Source organism: Streptomyces sp. TAA486 (assembly GCF_000426165.1).
In genome coordinates this window covers 1-16,114 of sequence record NZ_AUEV01000006.1, presented here as the reverse complement: position 1 = coordinate 16,114, position 16,114 = coordinate 1, and the positions used below count along the sequence as shown (strand labels likewise).

17 protein-coding genes and 1 pseudogene are annotated in these 16,114 nt (G+C 68.3%); all 18 read right to left on the bottom strand.

Going from position 1 to position 16,114, the window contains the following annotated elements:
* Positions 1–62: 62 nt before the first annotated feature.
* Positions 63–545 carry a DUF2550 domain-containing protein gene (locus tag I004_RS0108990; protein ID WP_028435198.1) on the bottom strand — a complete coding sequence of 161 codons (483 nt, stop codon included), beginning with the start codon at positions 543–545 and terminating at the stop codon, positions 63–65.
* A gap of 190 nt (positions 546–735) precedes the next feature.
* A complete protein-coding gene (locus tag I004_RS0108985) occupies positions 736–1,116 on the bottom strand; it encodes a F0F1 ATP synthase subunit epsilon (protein WP_028435197.1) in 381 nt (126 codons plus the stop codon).
* A 105-nt stretch (positions 1,117–1,221) separates the two neighbouring features.
* The gene (gene atpD, locus I004_RS0108980; RefSeq protein WP_028435196.1) at positions 1,222–2,664 is read right to left on the bottom strand and encodes a F0F1 ATP synthase subunit beta; all 1,443 of its coding nucleotides are present in this window, start codon (positions 2,662–2,664) and stop codon (positions 1,222–1,224) included.
* A gap of 2 nt (positions 2,665–2,666) precedes the next feature.
* The gene (locus I004_RS0108975) at positions 2,667–3,611 is read right to left on the bottom strand and encodes a F0F1 ATP synthase subunit gamma (RefSeq protein ID WP_028435195.1); all 945 of its coding nucleotides are present in this window, start codon (positions 3,609–3,611) and stop codon (positions 2,667–2,669) included.
* Positions 3,612–3,614: 3 nt separating this feature from the next.
* The gene (gene atpA, locus I004_RS0108970; RefSeq protein ID WP_028435194.1) at positions 3,615–5,186 is read right to left on the bottom strand and encodes a F0F1 ATP synthase subunit alpha; all 1,572 of its coding nucleotides are present in this window, start codon (positions 5,184–5,186) and stop codon (positions 3,615–3,617) included.
* A gap of 117 nt (positions 5,187–5,303) precedes the next feature.
* On the bottom strand, positions 5,304–6,119 hold the full coding sequence (locus I004_RS0108965) for a F0F1 ATP synthase subunit delta (protein WP_028435193.1): 816 nt from the start codon (positions 6,117–6,119) through the stop codon (positions 5,304–5,306).
* The gene (locus tag I004_RS0108960) at positions 6,116–6,658 is read right to left on the bottom strand and encodes a F0F1 ATP synthase subunit B (RefSeq protein ID WP_028435192.1); all 543 of its coding nucleotides are present in this window, start codon (positions 6,656–6,658) and stop codon (positions 6,116–6,118) included. The genes I004_RS0108965 and I004_RS0108960 overlap by 4 nt, the downstream gene beginning before the upstream one ends.
* 41 nt (positions 6,659–6,699) lie before the next feature.
* Entirely contained in the window at positions 6,700–6,942 is a 243-nt protein-coding gene (gene atpE, locus I004_RS0108955; protein ID WP_028435191.1) for an ATP synthase F0 subunit C, read from the bottom strand.
* A 78-nt stretch (positions 6,943–7,020) separates the two neighbouring features.
* Complete coding sequence (gene atpB / locus I004_RS0108950; RefSeq protein WP_028435190.1) at positions 7,021–7,827, bottom strand: F0F1 ATP synthase subunit A; 807 nt, start codon at positions 7,825–7,827, stop codon at positions 7,021–7,023.
* 285 nt (positions 7,828–8,112) lie between these two features.
* The gene (locus I004_RS0108945) at positions 8,113–8,568 is read right to left on the bottom strand and encodes a Cg1360 family ATP-synthase-associated protein (RefSeq protein WP_028435189.1); all 456 of its coding nucleotides are present in this window, start codon (positions 8,566–8,568) and stop codon (positions 8,113–8,115) included.
* A gap of 228 nt (positions 8,569–8,796) precedes the next feature.
* Positions 8,797–10,233 carry an MraY family glycosyltransferase gene (locus I004_RS33075; protein ID WP_037975596.1) on the bottom strand — a complete coding sequence of 479 codons (1,437 nt, stop codon included), beginning with the start codon at positions 10,231–10,233 and terminating at the stop codon, positions 8,797–8,799.
* A 91-nt stretch (positions 10,234–10,324) separates the two neighbouring features.
* On the bottom strand, positions 10,325–11,026 hold the full coding sequence (locus I004_RS33070; protein ID WP_486579875.1) for an arsenate reductase/protein-tyrosine-phosphatase family protein: 702 nt from the start codon (positions 11,024–11,026) through the stop codon (positions 10,325–10,327).
* A 160-nt stretch (positions 11,027–11,186) separates the two neighbouring features.
* A complete protein-coding gene (locus I004_RS0108930) occupies positions 11,187–11,834 on the bottom strand; it encodes an L-threonylcarbamoyladenylate synthase (protein ID WP_028435188.1) in 648 nt (215 codons plus the stop codon).
* Entirely contained in the window at positions 11,834–12,715 is an 882-nt protein-coding gene (gene prmC / locus I004_RS0108925) for a peptide chain release factor N(5)-glutamine methyltransferase (RefSeq protein WP_051344874.1), read from the bottom strand. The genes I004_RS0108930 and prmC overlap by 1 nt, the downstream gene beginning before the upstream one ends.
* Before the next feature lie 33 nt (positions 12,716–12,748).
* Positions 12,749–13,828, bottom strand: a complete 1,080-nt coding sequence (prfA, locus tag I004_RS0108920; RefSeq protein ID WP_028435186.1) for a peptide chain release factor 1 — start codon at positions 13,826–13,828, stop codon at positions 12,749–12,751.
* 101 nt (positions 13,829–13,929) lie between these two features.
* Complete coding sequence (gene rpmE, locus I004_RS0108915; protein ID WP_028435185.1) at positions 13,930–14,154, bottom strand: 50S ribosomal protein L31; 225 nt, start codon at positions 14,152–14,154, stop codon at positions 13,930–13,932.
* Positions 14,155–14,304: 150 nt separating this feature from the next.
* Positions 14,305–15,432, bottom strand: coding sequence for an LCP family protein (locus I004_RS0108910; protein ID WP_028435184.1), 1,128 nt, complete (start codon positions 15,430–15,432; stop codon positions 14,305–14,307).
* Positions 15,433–15,772: 340 nt separating this feature from the next.
* Positions 15,773–16,114, bottom strand: a pseudogene (locus I004_RS33065) (transcription termination factor Rho); the annotation flags it as partial.

Here is a 16,114-nt window from a genome sequence, read left to right as displayed (position 1 = left end):
CGCGGAGCGCCGAGAGCCCGGCGGCGACAGCGGAATGCTCGGCAAACCAGCGTGCCTCCTACTCAGGCAACGTTGACGCGCTGGCCGGGCGGAGCCGCCTCCAGCCAGGCGAGGAACCCCGTGAGCGCGTCCTCGCTCATGGCCAGTTCGACGCGGGTGCCATGCAGGGAACACGCGAGGATCACGGAATCGGAGAGCAGGGCCAGCTCCTCCTCACCCTCGGGATTCCGCCGCTGCAGCACCTCGATGAGGTTGCGCTCCAGAAAGCGGCGGGGGCGCGGCGCGTACGAGAAGACCCGGAACCACTCGATCTGGTCACCGTTGTAGCGCGCGACGCCGTACGCCCAGCCCTTGCCGTCCGCGAGCGGGGGCGGGGCTTCCGCCGGTGCCTCATCGGTGTACGCGGCGGGCTGTGGTGCGTTCCAGCGCAGGTTGCAGTCGAACGTGCCTCCCGAGCGCTGAAGCAGGCGGCGCCGCAGCCCGAAGGCGAAAAGACCCAGCGCCAGCAGCAGGGCCACGCCGACCAGTGACAGAACGAGGACCATCATCACCGACCTCCTCGCACTCTCTCGTACCACGCGTGGCGCGGTGCTCCCGGAGCCGTGAGATCTTGTGGATCCCGCGTCCCCCTCTGTATTGGCTCAGCCGCGGGTAGCTCCGGGGTGACCCGGAACAGCCCGCGGCTGAACTTCGTACCTGTCGTGCCCGGCTCCGTGCAGGGCGTCGGCCGCCTCCTCAGCGGACCGCCACCGCTCGCTTGCGGACCTCGGCACGCCGTTCGGCGGCGGCGTCGTCCTCCGACTTCGCACGCTCCAGCGCCCGCTCGGCACGTTCGACGTCGATCTCGTCGGACAGCTCGACGACCTCCGCCAGCAGCGACATCTTGTCGTCCGCGAAGGAGACGAACCCGCCGTGCACCGCGGCCACCACGGTGCCCTCGCCGGTTTCGCCGGCGGTGCGGATGATGACCGCGCCCGGCTCCAGCACGCCGAGCAGCGGCTGGTGGCCCGCCATGACGCCGATGTCGCCGGACGTGGTGCGCGCGACGACCAGGCTGGCCTCGCCGGACCAGACCTTGCGGTCCGCGGCGACCAACTCGACGTGCAGCTCAGCCACTGTGGCTCCTTCGTAGGTTAGGAAAAGGATAAGGGGTGCGGGGACGGGGACGGACCGGAGGGCTGCGCCTCACGGTCCGGCCCCGCCCGGCCCCGGCCCCGTGCGTCAGGAGACGCCGAGACGCTTGGCCGCGGCCTTGAGGTCGTCGAGGCCACCGCACATGAAGAACGCCTGCTCCGGGTAGTGGTCGAAGTCACCGTCGGCGATCGAGTTGAACGCCGAGATCGACTCGTCCAGCGGGACGTCCGATCCGTCCAGACCCGTGAACTGCTTCGCCGCGTGGGTGTTCTGCGACAGGAAGCGCTCGATACGACGGGCCCGGCTGACGGTGAGCTTGTCCTCCTCGGACAGCTCGTCGATGCCGAGAATCGAGATGATGTCCTGGAGGTCCTTGTACTTCTGCAGGATTCCGATCACGCGGTTCGCGCAGTCGTAGTGCTCCTGCGAGATGTAGCGCGGGTCCAGGATCCGGGACGTCGAGTCCAGCGGGTCCACCGCCGGGTAGATGCCCTTCTCCGAGATCGGCCGCGAGAGCACCGTGGTCGCGTCGAGGTGCGCGAACGTGGTGGCCGGAGCCGGGTCGGTGAGGTCGTCCGCGGGCACGTAGATCGCCTGCATCGAGGTGATGGAGTGGCCACGGGTCGAGGTGATGCGCTCCTGGAGCACACCCATCTCGTCCGCCAGGTTCGGCTGGTAGCCCACCGCGGAGGGCATGCGGCCGAGCAGCGTGGAGACCTCGGAACCGGCCTGCGTGAAGCGGAAGATGTTGTCGATGAAGAACAGCACGTCCTGCTTCTGCACATCGCGGAAGTACTCCGCCATGGTCAGACCCGCGAGGGCGACCCGGAGACGCGTGCCCGGCGGCTCGTCCATCTGACCGAAGACGAGCGCGGTCTGCGGGAGAACGCCGGACTCGGCCATCTCGTCGATGAGGTCGTTGCCCTCACGCGTGCGCTCGCCGACACCGGCGAACACGGAAACGCCCTCGTGCAGCTTCGCCACACGCATGATCATTTCCTGGATGAGGACGGTCTTGCCGACGCCGGCGCCGCCGAACAGGCCGATCTTGCCGCCCTTGACGTACGGGGTCAGCAGGTCGACGACCTTCAGGCCCGTCTCGAACATCTCGGTCTTGGACTCGAGCTGGTCGAAGGCGGGGGCCTTGCGGTGGATGGACCACCGCTCGGTGACCTCGGACTCGGCCTCGGGCTCGTTGAGGATCTTGCCCAGGGTGTTGAACACCCGGCCCTTGGTGACGTCGCCGACGGGAACGGTGATGCCCGCGCCGGTGTCGGTCACCTCGGCCTGGCGGACCAGACCGTCGGTGGGCTCCATGGAAATGGCCTTCACGAGACCCTCGCCGAGGTGCTGTGCGACCTCGAGGGTGAGGGTCTTCTTCTTGCCCGCCTGGGCCGGGTCTGCGACCTCGACCGTCAGCGCGTTGTAGATGTCGGGCATCTGGTCGACGGGGAACTCCACGTCGACCACCGGGCCGATGACGCGTGCGACGCGGCCCGCCGCCGTGGCCTTCTCAAGAGTTTCGGTCATGGTTAGCGGTCACTCCCCGCAGAAGCGTCAGCCAGCGCGCTCGCGCCACCGACGATCTCGCTGATTTCCTGGGTGATGTCGGCCTGGCGGGCCGCGTTGGCAAGCCGCGTGAGCGACTTGATGAGGTCTTCGGCGTTGTCCGTCGCCGACTTCATCGCACGCCGGGTGGCGGCGTGCTTGGAGGCGGCGGCCTGCAGCAGCGCGTTGTAGACGCGGCTCTCGACGTACCGCGGCAGCAGTGCGTCGAGGACCTGCTCGGCCGACGGCTCGAAGTCGAAGAGCGGACGGACCTCCGGGCCTCGCTTGATGTTGTCCTGGATGACCCCGGCCGACTCCTCCGCGGTCTCCTTCAGGCTGAGCGGCAGCATCCGGTCGTCGACCGGCGTCTGCGTCATCATGGAGACGAACTCCGTGTACACGATGTGGAGTTCGTCCACGCCGTTCTCGGCGCCCGTGTCGCTCTGGATCGCCTCGATGAGCGGCGCGGCCACGGCCTTGGCGTCCGCGTACGTCGGGTTGTCGGTGAAGCCGCTCCAGGACTCCCTGATCGCACGCTCACGGAAGCGGTAGTACGTCACACCGCGGGTGCCCACGATGAAGTTGACGACTTCCTTGCCCTCGCCGATCAGCCGGTTGGTCAGCCGGTCGGCCGCCTTGATGGCGTTGGAGTTGTAGCCGCCCGCCAGACCGCGGTCGCTCACGATGAGCAGGACCGCGGCCCGAGTCGGGTGCTCGACCTCCGTGGTGAGCGCGTGCTTCACGTTCGAGCCGGTGGCGACCGCACGCACGGCGTTGGTCAGCTCCTGGGCGTACGGCTCGGAGGCCGCCACCCGGCGCTGCGCCTTGATGATGCGCGACGCAGCGATCATCTCCATCGCCCTGGTGATCTTCTTGGTCGCCGTGACGGACTTGATCCGCCGCTTGTAGACCCTGGTCTGAGCGCCCATCGCTCAGTCCTCGCCCAGCAGCTTGCCGTCCGCGGTCTGGAACTGCTTCTTGAACTTGTCCACCGCTTCGCCGAGCTCCTGGATCGTGTCGTCGGTCATCTTGCCGCCCTCGACGATGCTGGTCAGGAGACCCTTGTTCTCGCGGTGCATGTACTCGAGCAGCTCACGCTCGAAACGGCGGATGTCCTCGACGGGGACGTCGTCCATCTTGCCGTTGGTGCCGGACCAGACGGAGACGACCTGGTCCTCGGTCGAGTACGGGTTGTACTGCGACTGCTTGAGCAGCTCCGTCATCCGCTTGCCGCGCTCCAGCGCGCCCTTGGAGGCGTCGTCCAGGTCGGAGCCGAAGGCGGCGAACGCCTCGAGCTCGCGGTACTGGGCGAGGTTCACACGGAGCGAACCGGTGATCTGGCGGATCGCCTTGTGCTGCGCGGAACCACCGACACGGGAGACCGAGATACCGACGTTCAGCGCGGGCCGCTGGCCGGCGTTGAAGAGGTCGGACTCCAGGAAGCACTGGCCGTCGGTGATGGAGATGACGTTGGTCGGAATGAACGCCGACACGTCGTTCGCCTTCGTCTCGACGATCGGCAGGCCCGTCATCGAGCCCTTGCCCATGTCGTCGGAGAGCTTGGCGCAGCGCTCCAGCAGGCGGGAGTGCAGGTAGAAGACGTCGCCCGGGTAGGCCTCACGGCCCGGCGGGCGGCGCAGCAGCAGGGACACGGCGCGGTAGGCGTCGGCCTGCTTGGTCAGGTCGTCGAAGACGACGAGGACGTGCTTGCCCTGGTACATCCAGTGCTGGCCGATGGCGCTGCCGGTGTACGGGGCGATGTACTTGAAGCCGGCCGGGTCGGACGCCGGGGCGGCCACGATCGTCGTGTACTCCAGCGCACCGGCCTCCTCCAGGGCGCCGCGCACGGACGCGATGGTGGAGCCCTTCTGGCCGACGGCGACGTAGATGCAGCGGACCTGCTTGTCCGGGTCGCCGGAGCGCCAGTTGTCGCGCTGGTTGATGATCGTGTCGACGCAGAGCGCGGACTTGCCGGTCTGGCGGTCGCCGATGATCAGCTGACGCTGGCCGCGGCCGATCGGTGTCATGGTGTCGACGGCCTTGTAGCCCGTCTCCATCGCCTCGTGCACCGACTTGCGGTCCATGACCGAGGGGGCCTGCAGCTCGAGCGCGCGGCGGCCCTCGGACTCGATGTCACCGAGGCCGTCGATCGGGGCGCCCAGCGGGTCCACGACGCGGCCGAGGTAGTTGTCGCCGACCGGAACCGACAGGACCTCGCCGGTGCGGCGCACCTGCTGGCCCTCCTCGATGCCGCTGAACTCACCGAGGACGACCGCACCGACCTCTCGCTCCTCGAGGTTGAGGGCGAGGCCGAGGGTTCCGTCCTCGAACTTCAGCAGCTCGTTCGCCATGGCCGAGGGAAGACCCTCGACCTTCGCGATGCCGTCACCGGCAACGCTGACCGTCCCGACCTCTTCGCGCGAGGCCGCGTCCGGTTCGTACGACTGGACGAAATTCTCCAGCGCCTCCCGGATCTCATCCGGCCGGATCGTGAGCTCCGCCATCTGGGTTCCCTGCTCTCCTTGTTGGGACCGTATCGATCTTCTACGGCCCAACTCGGGCCGCTAAGTGATGCTGTTGAGTTGGTGTGGCGCGAACGCCGTCGCACCTCGTGTCCGGCGTCAGCCGGCCAGGCGCCGCTCCGCCTCGCTGAGACGGTCCGCGATGGAGCCGTTGATGACCTCGTCGCCGACCCGCACCCTGATCCCGCCGAGGATCTCCGGGTCCACGTCGAGATTCAGATGCATCTCGCGTCCGTAGAGCCTCGCCAGCGCCGAACCGAGACGCTGCCGCTGCTGGTCACTCAGCGGCACCGCGGAGGTGACGACAGCCACCGAGCGGCCGCGCCGCTCGGCCGCCAGCCGGGAGAGGGACTCGAGCCCGCCCTCCAGGCTACGTCCCCGCGGGTGTACCACGAGACGCGTGACGAGACGCTCCGTCGCCGGCCTCGACCTGCCGCCGAGCAGCGTGTGCAGCAGCTGCACCTTCGACGACGCCGGGGCCTTGCTGCCGGTCAGTGCCGCACGCAGGTCGGGGGACGAGGCGACGGTACGGGCGAACCGGAACAGCTCGTCCTCGGTCTCGTCCAGCGCACCGTCACGCTCCGCGGCGACGAGGTCGGCGGTGTCCGCCAGCTCCTCGGTCGCGTCCACCAGGTCGCGCGGGGCGGACCAGCGGGACCGCACCATTCCGGAGACCAGGTCGACGGTCGACCCGCCCACCTGGCCGCCGAGCACGCTGGCGACCAGCCCGGCCTTGCGCTCACCGCTGTGCGACGGGTCGGTCAGCACACGGCGCAGTGAGACCTCGCGGTCCAGCAGCGCCGTGACTTCGGCCAGCTCGTCCGCGAGCTGCTTCGGGTCGACCGACGTGCTGTCGGTCAGCGCCGTCAGGCTCTCGCGGGCTGCGGCGAGTGCGTCACGGCTCGCGCCGATCATCGGGTGGCCTCTGCCTTCTCCTCGAGGTCCTCGAGGAAGCGGTCGATGACGCGGCTCTGACGTGCGACGTCGTCGAGGGACTCACCGACGACGCGACCGGCCAGGTCCGTGGCCATGCGGCCGACTTCCTGACGCAGCGCGACGGTCACCTGACGGCGGTCCGCCTCGGTCTGCGCATGGCCCGCGGCGATGATCGTGTCGCGCTGGCGCTGACCCTCTTCGCGCATCTCCGCGATGATCGCAGCACCCTGCTCACGTGCCTGCTCGGTGATCCGGGCCGCCTCGTGGCGGGCCTCGGCGAGCTGGGCCTTGTACTCCTCAAGAGTCTGGTTGGCCTCGGTCTGCGCCTCTTGCGCTCGCTCCAGGCCACCCTCGATCGCGTCCTGCCGCTCGTCCAGAGTCTTCTGGATGGTGGGCAGCAGCTTCTTACCGAGGACGCCGAAGACGATGAAGAAGGCGATCAGGCCGACGACCAGCTCGACGGTCTCAGGGATCAGGGGATTCTGCGCGTGCCCCTCCTGAGCCAGGAAAGTCATCATGTCCGAACCTTTCGTCGGGAATGGCTACCGGCCGTCCCGGCTTACGAGAAGATGAAGGGGACGACGAGGCCGAGGAGCGCGAGGACCTCACAGAGCGCGAAGCCGAGGAACATGTTGGTACGGATGATGCCCATGGCCTCGGGCTGACGGGCCATGGCCTCGATGGAGTGACCGAAGACCACGCCGATACCGACGCCGGGGCCGATGGCGGCGAGACCGTACGCGACGGCTCCGAGGTTGCCCTTGATGTCGACGGCAGCGAGGTTGACAAGCTCAGCAGTCATCTTCTTCTTCCTATGTGATGCGGTCCGCTGGGGGCCTTCCCAGCGGAGTTCCGTTGGTACGAGGGGAGTTCGGGCGAATCAGTGGGCCTCTTCGAGCGCTCCGCTGATGTAGATCGCGGCGAGCAGCGTGAAGATGTACGCCTGCAGGAACTGGATCAGGACCTCGAAGGCCGTCATGCCGACCGCCAGGAGGAAGGATCCACCCGCAACGGCGGCAAGGAACGAGGGGGTCACCAGATACCAGGCGGCGGCGCTGAACATCACGATCAGCATGTGGCCGGCGAACATGTTGGCCCACAGCCGCACCGCGAGGGTGAACGGCCGGGTGATCACATTCTGGATGAACTCCAGGAGCACGATCAGCGGAACGAGGGGCTTGGGAAGACCCTCGATCCACACCAGGTTCTTGACGCCGCCCTTGAAGCCGTGGGTCTTGAACGTCAGGAACATGTACGTCACGAACACCAGCAGCGCGAGTGCCACCGGGAAGGCGAATCGTGACGTCGACGGGAACTGCGCCAGCGGGATGATGGCCATGATGTTCATGATCCACACGAAGAAGAAGATCGACATCAGGAAGGGGACGTACTTCTTCCCCTTCTTGCCGATCACATCGCCGGCGATGCTCTTCGCGATGAAGTTGTAGCCGATCTCGCCGACCAACTGCAGCTTCCCCGGGACCAGCTTCGGCTTGCTGAACGCGGACCAGAAGAAGCCGACGACGATCACCATGCAGATGATCGCGAGCAGCATCGGCTTGGTGAACTCGATGCCGCCGACGGTGAAGATCGGCTTGAACTGGAACGAGTGAAGGCCCGGCGCGGGAAAGGCGCAGCCTGCATTGATGTGGCAGTCGGTGCTAGCCAGCAGCGTTAGGGCGCTCACCCGTGACTCCTTCGTCGTGACGCATAAGTGACGGCAACCTTGTGTGTCAGCGCGGCTGGTGAGACCGCTTGTCGGCACGGGGGACAGAGTGTGGCGATGCCACGGCGGTCGACCCGGAGTGTGCACCGAGGACCGGGCACCCGGGATCCACGCTGCGGCCACAGCTCCGGATCCGAGTACACCGCAGGCCGCCGGGGCGCTGCGCTCCTCTGGCGAGCGGGCCCCACACGGCCGGATGCGTTTCCGGACGATAGCAGATCGGGATCAAGCCCCTGCCGCTCCCCCTCACGTCTCATCCCGCGACTCCGACTTCCCCGTGTGCGCAGCCCCCTTGGCGGGCGCGGACGGTACGGGATCGACGTAGAGCATCTTGCTCGTGAGGCTGTGGCGGACCTGTCCGCCGACCCACGCCAGGGCGGTGACGAGCAACGTGAGGGCGAAGGCCCGGCTGTTGAAGAGCGTGGTCCCGCTGAAGACGATGATGAAGACGCCGATGAGGAGCATCTGCACCGTGTAGACCAACATCCCGGCCATCATCGTGACTTGCGGCTTGTCCTGGGTGATGCGCATGAGCGCTGCGAACCCGAGACCGAAGAAGACGGCGACGACGGCGACTGCCACGAGCGCGCCGACGAGGCCCTTTCCACCTGCCGTCAGCGCACTGACAACCGTGGCGACGACTCCCACTGGGGCGGCGAAGACCGCCGAGCCGCGGAGAATCCGGGCATCGTTGGACTGCATGAGGGCAGCTCCGGCGAGGTCGGGGGCGGGCGATGCTTGCCTCGACGGACCACACTCCTTGAGGAGTTGTGCGTCAGCCGAAGGCTGTTCGCCGGTGACGACGTCCCGTTCTCCGGTCTGGATACGAGGAGTCGAAAACCACAGATCCGGTGCGGCGTCCTCCGCCCCGGTCCCCGGTTCATCCGGCTTTCGTGAACGCTATCACAAACTATTTGATGAGGTCTTTACCTACTTGGTGTGCTCGCTGTCACACGCAGGGCCCGAACTCCGTGCGGCCCGTTGACCGTTACGACCCATCGCGGTGGCGCCGTTGAGCCCCGCGAATGCGGGCTGAGGTGCGCTTTCCGCCTTTTCGGTTTTCTCCTTCTCGGCCACCTCGGCCGAATTCCCGTTGGCCGCCGCGAATTGCGTATTCTTCTCGATATCCACCAAAGACGGTGAATCGGGCGAAGTATCGGAAACCGGATCGGTGTCGTTCTGATTGTCCGCATTGCCGGTCTCACGCCTGTAGCGCGGCGGCACGAACGCGTAGGCCCACCGCGGCACTTGCGGCGTGAAGCGCGGCATCAGCAGCACCACGAGCCCCACGGCGCTCAGCAGAACGATCGCGAGCACGATGCCGAGGCTGGAGGACTGCACGGAGAACGCGACCGCTCCGAAGGCGATGAGCGCCGACCAGAAGTACATGATCAGGACCGCGCGGCTGTGCGAGTGCCCGATCTCCAGCAGCCGGTGGTGCAGGTGCCCCTTGTCCGCCGCGAACGGCGACTCCCCGCGCCAGGTCCTGCGGACGATCGCCAGCACCAGGTCGGCGACGGGGATCGCGATGATCGTCAACGGCAGCAGCAGGGGCATGTACAGCGGCACCATCGTGTGGACCGCGGACCGCACGGAGCCGGTGTGCTGCACCATGAGGTCCGGGTCGACCTGACCGGTGATCGAGACCGCGCCCGCGGCCAGTACGAGACCGATCAGCATCGATCCCGAGTCGCCCATGAAGATGCGCGCCGGGTGCATGTTGTGCGGCAGGAAGCCCAGGCACATGCCCATCAGGAGCACGGCGAACAGCGTGGCCGGCGCGGCCGCCTCGACGCCGTAGCCGTACCAGATCCGGTAGGCGTACATGAAGAACGCTGCCGCGGCGATGGTGACCATGCCGGAGGCCAGACCGTCGAGGCCGTCCACGAAGTTCACGGCGTTGATGGTGATCACGACGAGCGCGACCGTCAGCAGCGTGCCCTGCAGCTGAGTCAGCGCGACATTTCCCACACCCGGGACCGGCAGCCACAGGATCGTGAGCCCCTGAAGCACCATGACGCCCGCGGCGATCATCTGGCCGCCCAGCTTGACCAGCGCGTCGACGCCCCACTTGTCGTCCAGGACGCCCAGCAGCCAGATCAGCCCGGCACCGGAGAGCAGTGCGCGCGGCTCGTCGGAAAGGATGAACAGCTCGCCGATGTTCGTGAGTTGGGAGGCGACCAGAAGGCCCGCGCACAGACCGCCGAACATCGCGATGCCGCCGAGGCGCGGTGTCGGTTCGCGGTGCACATCGCGCGCCCTGATCTGAGGCATGGCCTTCGCCGCGATGGCGAACTTCCGCACCGGCCCGGTCAGGAGATAGGTGACCGCTGCCGTGACACAGAGCGTCAGCAGATATTCACGCACGGGTTCCCCAGGGGTTTCGCTGTTCCTTGGCCCCACACCATAGGACACCTGCGCGGGGCCGGCGGTTTCACGTATGCGGACAACAGCTCCCCTAACGGGCGGGAACGCCCGTCAGAGCCGTCACGACCGGGTCCAGGGCCTTGCTGATCTCGTCCCCCACCGACCGGAAGTACGGGATTGGAGCACCGTATGGATCATGGATCTCGTCCGCCTCGGGGCTGGGCGCCAGCAGCCAGCCGCGCAGGGCCGCAGCGGCCTGCACCAGGGCATACGCACGCTCGACGACGCCCTCGGCGGACCGGGGATCGGGCAGGGTCGCCGCGTCTATCGCCCTCACGAGGCGTGTGAACTCCTTGAGCGTGAACGTACGCAGCCCGGCCGAATGCCCCATCGAGACGACCTGTGCCCGGTGGTCGCGGGTCGCGGTGAGCACGAGGTCCGCCCGGATCACGTGCTCGTCCAGCAGCTCGCGGCCGCGGAAGCCCTCGGGGTCCGCCCCGTGCTCGAGCAACACCTCGGCCGCGTGGTCCTCCATCGGTGCGCCCTCGTGCCCCCAGGTGCCGGCGCTCTCCACGAGGATGCCCCCGCTGCGGCCGTCTCCCAGCCGCTCCTCCAGGGCATGCCGGGTCAGCCGCTCGGTCAGTGGTGAGCGGCAGACGTTGCCGGTGGAGACGTGGAGGATGCGGAAGGCACCGGCGGCGCCCGTGCCGGAGGCCTGTACCGCGCCCCATGCCGAGCCCTTGCCGTTTATGCCGCCGGGTTCCGCGGTGCCACGCCCGTGCGGGGTGTTCACTGCAGATATCTCCCGGCCTGCCCGTCCGCCGGCCGCTTCCTCCGGCTCCTCCGCCCGGCCCGGCCGGGATCGCCCACGGGCGTGGGCCAGGGCCGGAACCGGGGCCCTTGCGGGAAGGACGCACCGGACGGGACGAGGACCGCCGCGGCCCTCATCCCGGTCACGGGGCCACCTCCAGGTCGGGAACGACCTTGCGGAGCTCCTCGGCGCTCAGTGCGCCCGTGCGCAGCAGCACCGGCGTCCTGCCGGTGACGTCGACGATCGAGGACGGCACGGAGTCGGGCGTCGGACCGCCGTCGAGGTAGACGGCCACGGAGTCGCCGAGCATCTCCTGCGCCGCGTCGCAGTCCTGCGGCGCGGGGTGACCCGTGAGGTTCGCCGAGGAGACGGCCATCGGACCGAACTCCTTGAGCAGCTCGATGGCGACGGGGTGCAGGGGCATCCGCACGGCCACGGTGCCGCGGGCATCGCCCAGGTCCCACGTCAGCGACGGCTGGTGCTTGGCGACGAGCGTGAGCGCACCCGGCCAGAAGGCGTCGACCAGCTCCCAGGCCGCCTCGGAGAAGTCGGTGACGAGACCGTGGAGCGTGTTCGGGGATCCGACCAGCACCGGCGAAGGCATGTTCCTGCCACGCCCCTTGGCCTCCAGCAGATCGCCGACGGCATCCGGGCTGAAGGCGTCGGCGCCGATCCCGTACACCGTGTCCGTGGGGAGCACGACGAGTTCACCGCGGCGCACCGCCGAGGCGGCCTCACGAAGGCCGGTCTTGCGGTCGGTCACGTCGGTGCAGTCATAACGCCGTGCCATCACGGCACCTCCCTGCGGGCTGTGGCGAATCGGGGCCTGTTGTTGAGGTCGGGGTGGTCCGCCGCGTCGGCCCAGCCGCGGTCCTCGGTGAAGATCCAGGGGACTTGGCCGCCCTGGGTGTCGGCATGCTCGATGACGACGAGACCACCGGGGCGCAGCAGCCGGTGTGCCGTGCGCTCCAGACCGCGGATCGTGCTCAGCCCGTCCTCCCCGGAGAACAACGCCAGTTGCGGGTCGTGGTCGCGGGCTTCTGGTGCCACATACTCCCATTCGGTGAGCGGGATGTAGGGCGGGTTGGAGACCACCAGGTCGACCTGGCCGTCGAGTTCGGGGAGCGCGGTGAGCGCGTCGCCGTGGTGCAGCGTGACGCGGCTGCCCTGGACGTTCTTCACGGCCCAGCCGTAGGCGCCCTCGTCGAGTTCGACGGCGTGCACCCGCGAACGCGGCACCTCCTGCGCGAGGGCGAGCGCGATGGCTCCGGAGCCGGTGCACAGGTCGACGATGAGCGGTTCGGCAACGTCCATTGCCCGTACGGCCTCTATCGCCCAGCCGGCCACGGACTCGGTCTCGGGACGGGGCACGAACACCCCTGGCCCGACCTGAAGTTCGAGGTAGCGGAAGAAGGCACGGCCGGTGATGTGCTGCAGGGGCTCGCGGGCCTCACGGCGCGAGACGGCCTCCCAGTAGCGGGCGTCGAAGTCGGAGTCCGGGACCAGGTGGAGTTCGCCGCGCTTGACGTCGTGCACGTACGCGGCCAGCTCCTCGGCGTCGAACCGCGGCGAGGGCACCCCGGCGTCGGCGAGCCGCTGGGTCGCCTGTGCCACCTCGGCGATCAGCAGACCGCGTGGGTTCGGGGACCGCCCCCCGGAGGAATGCAGCATCTTCTCTTCCGTACCAACCGTCCGTACGCGCGCTTACTGGGCCGCGGCCAGCTTGGCCGCGGAGTCGGCGTCGACGCACGCCTGGATCACCGCGTCCAGGTCGCCGTCGAGAACCTGGTCGAGGTTGTATGCCTTGAAGCCGACGCGGTGGTCGGAGATCCGGTTCTCGGGGAAGTTGTACGTCCGCACCCGCTCCGACCGGTCCACCGTACGCACCTGGCTGCGGCGGGCGTCCGAGGCTTCCTGGTCGGCCTCCTCCTGCGCTGCGGCCAGCAGCCGGGCGCGCAGGATGCGCAGCGCCTGCTCCTTGTTCTGCAGCTGGCTCTTCTCGTTCTGGCAGGAGACGACGATGCCGGTCGGCTCGTGGGTGATGCGCACCGCGGAGTCGGTGGTGTTGACGGACTGGCCACCGGGGCCGGAGGAGCGGTAGACGTCGATGCGCAGATCGTTCGCGTTGATCTCGACGTCGACGTCCTCGGCCTCGGGCAGCACGAGGACACCGGCGGCCGAGGTGTGGATGCGGCCCTGGGACTCGGTCGCGGGTACGCGCTGCACGCGGTGCACGCCGCCCTCGTACTTCAGACGGGCCCACACGCCTTGGCCGGGCTCCGTCGCGCCGCCGCCCCCCTTGGTCTTCACGGCGACCTGGACGTCCTTGTAGCCGCCGAGGTCGGACTCCGTGGACTGGATCAACTCGGTCTTCCAGCCGACGCGTTCCGCGTAGCGCAGATACATGCGCAGCAGGTCGCCGGCGAAGAGCGCGGACTCGTCGCCGCCCTCCCCCGCCTTGATCTCGAGGATGACGTCCTTGTCGTCGCTGGGGTCGCGCGGCACGAGCAGCAGCCGCAGCTTCTCCGTCAACTCCTCGCGCTGGGACTCGAGTTCCTTCACCTCGGCGGCAAAGTCCGGGTCGTCCGCGGCGAGTTCGCGAGCGGTGGTGATGTCGTCCCCGGTCTGCTTCCAGGATCGGTACGCAGCGATCACCGGCGAGAGTTCTGCGTACCGCTTGTTGAGCTTGCGGGCGCGCGCCTGGTCGGCGTGGATCGCGGGATCGGCGAGCTGGTTCTCCAGCTCGGCGTGCTCACCGATCAGTTCCTCGACCGCCTCGAACATCGTTTGTCCCTTTACGTGAAGAAGGAAGAGCCAGGCAGCGCGAAAGAGCGCCGGCCCCTCACGCCCGGGGGCGTGCCGAGGAGACCGGCGCTCGGGTGATGCTACTTCTTGGCGGAACCGGCGCCCTTGCCGAAGCGGGCCTCGAACCGGGCCACGCGGCCACCGGTGTCGAGGATCTTCTGCTTGCCGGTGTAGAACGGGTGGCACGCGGAGCAGATGTCGGCGCGGACGACGCCGCCGCTCACGGTGCTGCGAGTCGTGAAGGAGTTGCCGCAGGTGCAGCTCACCTGGGTCTCTACGTACTCGGGGTGGATGTCGCGCTTCAAGGTGTCTCCTATTTCCTGGAGGGCACCGGGTCGGAGGACGGGCTTGTCCGCCGTGAACCGGGGCCGACGGTCCAGTCTGCCATCACTGGCCGTACCTCCCAAAACCGGGGGCGGGCGCCCGATATTCCCGTGCGCGCCCCCGGGAGGGCCTCAGCCGACCACGCTGCCGACGTCCCCGGCCTCGCTCGCCGAGCCCTTCTCCGCGGACTTCGGTATGGCGGCGTCCCGCTTGATCGCGGTCCACATCTTGGCGGCCTTGGACTCCATCGGCACGACGCGGTTGGGGTCCTGCGGGTCGTAGGTCACCGGCAGCGTCGACATCTGGATGTCGTCGGACTTGATCCCCTTGAGCATGCCCGCCAGCCCGGCCAGATCGCTGACCGAGTCCAGATCGGAGTCGGTGGTGACGGCCGAGGTGGCGCTGTCGGCGAGGTCGTAGAGCTTCTTCGGGCTGCTGAAGACTCCCACGCTGTTGACCTGGTCCATGAGCGCCTTCAGGAACGCCTGCTGCAGCTGGATGCGGCCCAGGTCGCTGCCGTCGCCGACCCCGTGACGCGTCCGGACCAGGCCGAGGGACTGCTCCCCGCCGAGCTTGTGCGGCCCGGGATCCAGGTCGAGGTGGCTGTCGGGGTCGTTGATCGGCTTCTTGGTGGTGACCTCGACGCCGCCGAGGTTGTCGATCAGCTTCTTGAAGCCGGCGAAGTCGACCTCCGCGTAGTGGTCCATGCGTACGCCGGACATCGACTCCACGGTCTTGACCGCGCACGCGGGGCCGCCGACCTCGTAGGCGGAGTTGAACATCGCCCGCTGCGGCGGCACCGTCCCGCGGCCGTCGTCCTTCACGCAGCCGGGGCGCTCGACGATGGTGTCGCGCGGTATCGAGACGACGCTCGCCTTGTCGTGCCTCTTGTTGATGTGCACGACCATCGCGGTGTCGGAGCGGGCGCCGGCCTGGCCCTTGCCGTACTTGGCGTTCGCGCCGGACCGGGTGTCGGAGCCGAGGACGAGGATGTCCATCGAGCCGTTCGGGGTGTCACCGGGCCTGTGCTTGCCGAGCTTGGCGTCGATGTCCACGCCGGAGATGTTGCCGTTGAGCTTGAAGTAGGCGAAACCGAGGCCGGTGCCGCCGAGGACCACGGCTGCCGCGGTGGTCCAGGCAGCCGCCTTGAGGATCTTCCGGCGGCGGGTGTGCGGCCTGCGCCGGCGGCCGCCGGCGCGCAGCACGCTCCGGGAGCGGCCCGTGGCCGCGTCCGGCCCGCCGGGACTCTCGTCCGCCATCGTCACTTACCTCAGTCCTGCCGTGCGGCCTTGCCGTCTGTCTTGCGGCGCGTGGCATGCACCCGTTGGTCACGCCTTCGGGCAGGGTTGCACACGGTGTGACGGTGATGCTCCGCCGGTGAACGCCGACGCACTTCGCACCGGTGGGCCCCCGAAAGGGAACTTCACCCGTACGACCTGGGCGGACGCCTCTCCACGCGATGTGCGGCAAGGTCCGCGGCCCGGTCAACAGCTGTGGCCAAGCTCTCAGGTCTCGTCACACAGAGCGAGGACCACCCCACCAGAAGTGGCGGAGCGGTCCTCACTCCCGAGCCCGCGGGGCCCGGTACGTACTCCCCGGTCAGTCGCCGCCGTTGCCGGGGGTGGGGGTGGTCTTCTGGATCTGGAGCAGGAACTCGGTGTTGGACTTGGTCTGCTTCATCTTGTCCAGGAGCAGTTCGATGGCCTGCTGCTGGTCCAGGGCGTGCAGGACCCGGCGGAGCTTCCAGATGATCTGCAGCTCGTCGCCCGCCATGAGGATCTCCTCCTTACGGGTGCCGGAGGCGTCCACGTCCACGGCGGGGAAGATCCGCTTCTCCGAGAGCTTGCGGTCCAGCTTCAGCTCCATGTTGCCGGTGCCCTTGAACTCCTCGAAGATCACCTCATCCATGCGCGAGCCGGTCTCCACCAAAGCGGCGGCCAG